Source organism: Micromonospora sp. GCM10011541, from assembly GCF_042650725.1.
Lineage (GTDB): Bacteria > Actinomycetota > Actinomycetes > Mycobacteriales > Micromonosporaceae > Micromonospora > Micromonospora sicca.
Map to the genome: position 1 here is coordinate 1 of NZ_JBHSBP010000022.1, position 5,367 is coordinate 5,367.

Sequence of the window (5,367 nt, forward strand, 5' to 3'; positions counted from 1 at the left end):
GCTCTCCACCTCACCCATTTCGAATACCGATACCTACCGGATTCTTGTTGAGATCACGTCATTCCGGTGTCCGACCTGTTCGGTGTCGGCGGTCGGCAACTGCTGTCCGGGCGGCGTTGGACGAGGCGTCTCGGCTGCAGGTCAACGCCCTGTGTCGGCTGATCGACGCGGTCGATGGGCAGGCTAACGCCCTGACTGCGTCCTCGCACGTCGCCATAATCGGCGGAACCAGCGGAATGCAAATTAGGCGCGTCAGATGTCGACGCCGTAAAGGATTCGGCGAATTGCGCTAACGGTCCAGACGCTGCCGAGATCTGAAGACTCTTTGTTGCCGTTATAGAGCCGACCGCTATAGAGGCCAAGCAGGGTCCAACTGTCAGCAAAATCGTGACGAACCTGTCCGTCTGGGCTGAAAGATGAGTGGGCCGAGACAAAAGAGATAACTGGCGCACCCGACTGCCCAGGGCGAGTTCGACTGTCTACGAGGAAGCGATCGCCGTGCCAGGTGGACACGGGATCAGTAGCAACCGAGCCACGAGACCATACGGCCAGCTCGTGACCGTCACGTCGGCTTCCCGCTGGGTAGCCGACGATCCAAACGGGCGCAGTTACGCTGGGAGGCTCTGCGGTGGGCGGGAGTTCGTAGCTGCGTACGATCGCTCCGTAGCGCGGTCGTGAGAGAGGCAGTGCCACGACGTCGGCCGTCTCCACATCTACCATGCTTGGATCCTCAATAAAGACCTGATCACCGTCGTCATCGTACAAGTCTTGGGTAATGACCTCGGGTACCGTCATCAAGGCTCCGTAGTGATAGATTCTAACCTTTTCCGGTGTTGCGCCCGAGGAGTGCATGATCTGCTTGGTTTCGTCGTGACGACCAGTTAGGACGTGACGAGCGGTTAATAGAAAGTCGGTTCCATCTGCCCTCGTAACGACAAAGCCCGTAGCGCCACTGAGCGGCTCCCCTCCCGGAGAAACTGGCTCGATGTATAGGCTGGCCTGTGTCGGCCACATAGGTTGATCAGTCACCAAGCAAGGCTACTCATCGAGCTGGCGGAAGCGCAATCGAAGCTGTCGCTCAAGGCGACTTGCGCAATATGCTCCCAAAGTCTGGCCGCGATCTCGTGGCCAGAAGCGGATGTTGCTGTACCACGTCATCTATCACCGCAGTTCAGCGCCGGTTGCCATGACTCGGGGACCGCGTAAGCCATCATGCGGAGCCGACGTGTGACGCATCAACCGGAGCGCTTTGCTCAACACTGCCAGCCAGGTTGTCGGGCTCTACTTGATGGGTGACGGATCGGTGCCAGATGTTGTGTGACACGTCCGGCTAGACGATCTTGTGATTCCTCTGGAACTACGGGTGCTGACCCGCCTCTTGTTCTCGTCGCAAACTTGTTCTGGGACGCTGCTGGGGTGGACAGGGACGTGGATGAGGCTGAGCTTGCGGGTTGCGTGGTTGTGGAGGTTGGGGAGCGGCAGGCTTGGCCGTTCGTCACCTTCGCCGATCCTGGAGGCATGCCCCCGTGTGAAGCCCGGCTCTACCTCGACAGTTCATGGCGGGTTCGGACTGCCCCTGGGCCGAGCGGGGCTTCGCCGGCTTCAGCAGATATGAGCAGGTTGCTCGACCTCAACAACCTGACGGTGGAGCGGGCTCGGGTCAGCGAAGCAGGTGATCTGGAGGTCTATTTCGCGGAGGGCCCCAGCGTGATCGTGTCTGGTGCGGCCACGGCCGACACCACTGGAGAGCCTTGGTGGCTCACCCCATGGACGCCCCCGGGGTGATGCTGCCGCGAGGTGCCCGCGGAGGCTCGGGTTTGCGGCCTTTGAACCTGGCGATGTCCTTGTTGGTGGTGCGACGGACCTCGGTGAGGAGTTGGTCGCCGTCATCGATGCGGAAGGTGGTGTCGGCGGCTTCGACAGCGAGGGCTGCTCCGGCGTGGGCGATGCCCACATGGATGCGTTGACCGGCAGGGCCCCGCGGCTGCGGACCCGACGTTCGACCCGCACCGGTTCGGGTGTTGGGGTTGGCGGTGGCCCAGCCGGTCTGGCGTCGCGGATGCTGGCGATCTCGGCGGTGGTGAGGGGGTTGGGCAGGCTGCGGAGCAGGACCCCGTCGGCGGTGATCTGCATGAGGCCGCGGTCGAGTCGGACGGTGACCCGTTGTCCGGCGAAGTGGTAGCCGACGGGGTGTTGCCGGCCAGCGAGGCTGATCAGGCCGGTGGCGTTGACGAGTCGGTCGACTTCGATCGGGGCGCCGGCCTGGACGGGTCCGGTTGCGATCGGTGGTGGTTGGGCGGGGGTGCCGTCGTCGGCGAGGAGTTGCCGTAGGTGGGCGGGGGTGAGCTGGGACGGCAGGGTCTTGAGTCGGACGCCGTTGAGGAGCAGGTGGACGACGGTGGTGTCGGCCCACAGGGTGATGGGCAGTCCGGCTCGGGTGGGGCTGAGCCAGAACTGTTGTCCGCAGACGGTGAGGGTGCCCGAGGCGGGAACGACACGGGTGACCTCCACGGCCAGGCCGACGTCGTCCCCGGCGGCCACCGATGCTGCTGAGGTGGTGGTGGTTTGTTCGGCGGCGGGTACAGGTGTCGGTGTTGCTGCCAGCGGCCGGCGGGGCTCAGGAATGGTGGTGGCCAGCGACGGCGGCAGCTGCTCGTCGGTGGGGCAGGCGGTAAACCGGTCGGCTGGGAACACCATCCCGAGGGATTGGTGGGGTCGTTCGATGTTCTATTCGTGCCGGAACCCGTCGATCGCGGCTTGGGCTTCCTCCGGGGTCGCCCAGACCTCGACGTCGTCGAGGAGTTCGCGTTGCAGGGTCTGGTGGAACCGCTCGACCGTGCCGGTAATGGTGGGTGAGCGGGGCTTGGCCAGCCGGTGGGTGATGCCGTTCTCCCGGCAGATCCGGTCGAACATGACCCCACCACCGCCGCGGCCGAACCGGGCGGTGAACTGCTTGCCGTTGTCCGTCAAGACCTCCTCGGGAACCCCGAACCGTTGCAGGCCCTCGGCGAAGGCGAGATACACGGCCCGGCCAGTGGCCCGGCGGACCACGGGCGGCGATGATACAGAACCGGGAGTGGTCGTCGACGCCGGTGACGACCTTCGCCTCACCGCCATCGGCGAGCTGGATGCCGCCGACAATGTCCATCTGTCACAGCTCCATTGGCCGGCCGCGTTCCCCCCGCCGGTAGTCCTCCCGTCGGCGACGGCGGGGTGTCGGGTTGATCAGCCCGCGTCGGACCAGCACCCGGTAGATGGTGCTCAGCGACGGCACCAGGCCGGGGCAGCCGTGGCGGCCCAGCTCGTAGTGCAGGCGTCGCTGGCCCCCCAGCGGGGATGGTTACGGCGTAGTTCGCAGATCACCGCCTCTACCTCGGCGGGGGTCTGCACGGGATGCGCAGTGCATGGTGAGCCTCCATGTCGAGTGGGAAAGGATCGGCCGTCGATCAGGGACAGATTTTGGCGTCGGCGGCGGCAGGAGCAGGCAGCGCGGGTGTGGCCTGTGCCGGGGTAGGGCAACTGGCGGAGTGCATGTACCGACCAGATTGAATCCGCGAGACTAGCCCAGATATTGCGGCCGAGTTCGGTGATAGCTTGTGCCGATGTCGACGGCCGCCCTCGCCTTGTCAGCATCAGTGTTCGGGAACGAGTTCGTTCGCTGGGTCCTCAATGCTGAAGCGTCACCGATGGCCGCGGACGCGTTGACCCCCGAGCAGAACGAGGCTGTCGAGGAGCTTGCCCGTCTCGCTGCCCCAATGCACGAAACACCACCGCTGCCGGGTCGTTGGGCAGCCTTCGTCGTGATCTCTCACGCGTACGAGGTCATCGCAGCGCTGAGAGCAAGGTGCGGCGCGACGGTTCTTGATCTTGACAGCGATGATGAAGTTGAGCAGATCCTGATTGAGTGCGTCGCCCGGATCTTTCCGGCCCTGGTGCTTGCTGCGCCACCGCAAGACTCCTTTTCGATCGGCGTTGAACTGACCTCTGCCGCCATAGAGTTCGCCGGCGAGCGGCTCGGCATGGCGCTGCTTCGGGACGCTGCGCTGCGGCGTCTCTTTGTCGACCCAGTGTCCCCAGAGTCAGGCGAGATTGACGCCGCCGCCCTTGATCGCATCATCGCCAACCACTGGTGGGCAAGCGCTGGCGGTGGCACGGCCTTTCCGCGGATTGTCGCTGGGCAACTTGTCGCCTTCGGGGTGCTTCGAGCCAGCTTCGACCCTCGGCCGACCATCGACGATGCCATCCGTTATGCCCGGGAAGGTCTTCGGATCGCGCGCGAACTTGCGACCGGAAAGACCGCAGAGATCCCCGTGATCGTCGGCCTGTCCAACGTCGCATTCTCCACGCAGGACACCATTGTCGACACGCCTTGGGGATCGCTACAGGTGCCAGGGGCAATAGGCCGCGCACTGCTGCACGCACCCGGACCGGCCTCGGCGCGGCAGCATCGGGATGTGTCTCTGGCATGGGTCACCAGCAGCCAGGAAAACTTGGTCCGGATCGCCTACCGGTGGCCGAACGATCAGGACGACCATCCGAAGTCGTGGTGGGCGAAGTATTCGCAACAGGTTGCCAACGCGACTGCCCAGGTAAACGATGGCATCGGCAGATTGCGCTTCTCGATGCTACTGGCGTCAGAGCCGGGAACGATAGCTGCGGCGGCCGCTGAGTCACGCGTAGCGCTTAGCCCGTTGACTATGGTCACGACGCTGCCGCTCGGCGCGACCGGTCCGTTGCCCACGCCAGAGGCAGTAATATCGAAGGACACCGCAGAAATGATCAAATCGTGGTCAGAGAGTGTCGCCGCTCAGCATCCGGCTTCTCTCGACATCGGGTTGCGGCGAATCCTGTCGGCTGTTGCCGTTCGTCTCGATGTGCTGGACGGGTTCATCGACGCCGTCATGTGCTGGGAAAACATGTTCGGCGCGGCAAACGACACCAGCTTCAAGGTCTGCGGCTCGCTAGCGAAACTGCTCGAACCAGACGACGATGAGGCACGACAGGTGCTCTTTGCACGTCTGGTCAAGCTATATGACACGCGCAGCAAACTCGTTCACGGTGCGAAGGAACCTCGCGCCGACGCTGCGGTGTCGTTGCGGGATGATGCCGTGGACATCGCACTACGTGCCTTCCGGGCCGCGTACTCCTACCCGGGTCTGCTTAGCCTCAAGGACTCGGTACAACGCTCGAAGCGGGTCATGTTGGGTTTCGCTGGCGACTGAATTGGAGCGGCTCTCCTTGATGAAGTCGGCGATATTCACTGAGGTGATCTCAACAAGAATCCGGTAGGTACCGGTATTCGAAATGTGTGAGGTTGAGCGCGGCGCGGACGTGGTCGCCGAGGTTTCGGGGGCTGGCGGTGGTGTG

4 protein-coding genes are annotated in these 5,367 nt (G+C 63.9%); 1 reads left to right on the forward strand and 3 read right to left on the reverse strand.

Annotated elements, in window-relative coordinates; all coding sequences use genetic code 11:
* Positions 1 to 252 precede the first annotated feature (252 nt).
* The 3 genes from ACFOYX_RS09300 to ACFOYX_RS09310 form a co-directional block, all read right to left on the reverse strand.
* Entirely contained in the window at positions 253 to 1,014 is a 762-nt protein-coding gene (locus tag ACFOYX_RS09300) for a serine protease (protein WP_322444119.1), read from the reverse strand.
* Between the two features lie 588 nt (positions 1,015 to 1,602).
* The gene (locus tag ACFOYX_RS09305) at positions 1,603 to 2,697 is read right to left on the reverse strand and encodes a hypothetical protein (protein ID WP_322444118.1); all 1,095 of its coding nucleotides are present in this window, start codon (positions 2,695 to 2,697) and stop codon (positions 1,603 to 1,605) included.
* A 30-nt stretch (positions 2,698 to 2,727) separates the two neighbouring features.
* Entirely contained in the window at positions 2,728 to 3,051 is a 324-nt protein-coding gene (locus ACFOYX_RS09310; protein ID WP_377533878.1) for an integrase core domain-containing protein, read from the reverse strand.
* A 551-nt stretch (positions 3,052 to 3,602) separates the two neighbouring features.
* Here ACFOYX_RS09310 and ACFOYX_RS09315 point away from each other — a divergent pair.
* Positions 3,603 to 5,222, forward strand: a complete 1,620-nt coding sequence (locus tag ACFOYX_RS09315; RefSeq protein ID WP_322444117.1) for a HEPN domain-containing protein — start codon at positions 3,603 to 3,605, stop codon at positions 5,220 to 5,222.
* The last annotated feature ends 145 nt before the right edge of the window (positions 5,223 to 5,367 follow it).

Excerpts from the sequence above, each read along its gene's own strand:
- ACFOYX_RS09315 (WP_322444117.1), top strand. The coding sequence starts at position 3,603 with ATGTCGACGGCCGCCCTCGCCTTGTCAGCATCAGTGTTCGGGAACGAG.
- ACFOYX_RS09300 (WP_322444119.1), bottom strand. The coding sequence starts at position 1,014 with ATGTGGCCGACACAGGCCAGCCTATACATCGAGCCAGTTTCTCCGGGA.
- ACFOYX_RS09305 (WP_322444118.1), bottom strand. The coding sequence starts at position 2,697 with ATGGTGTTCCCAGCCGACCGGTTTACCGCCTGCCCCACCGACGAGCAG.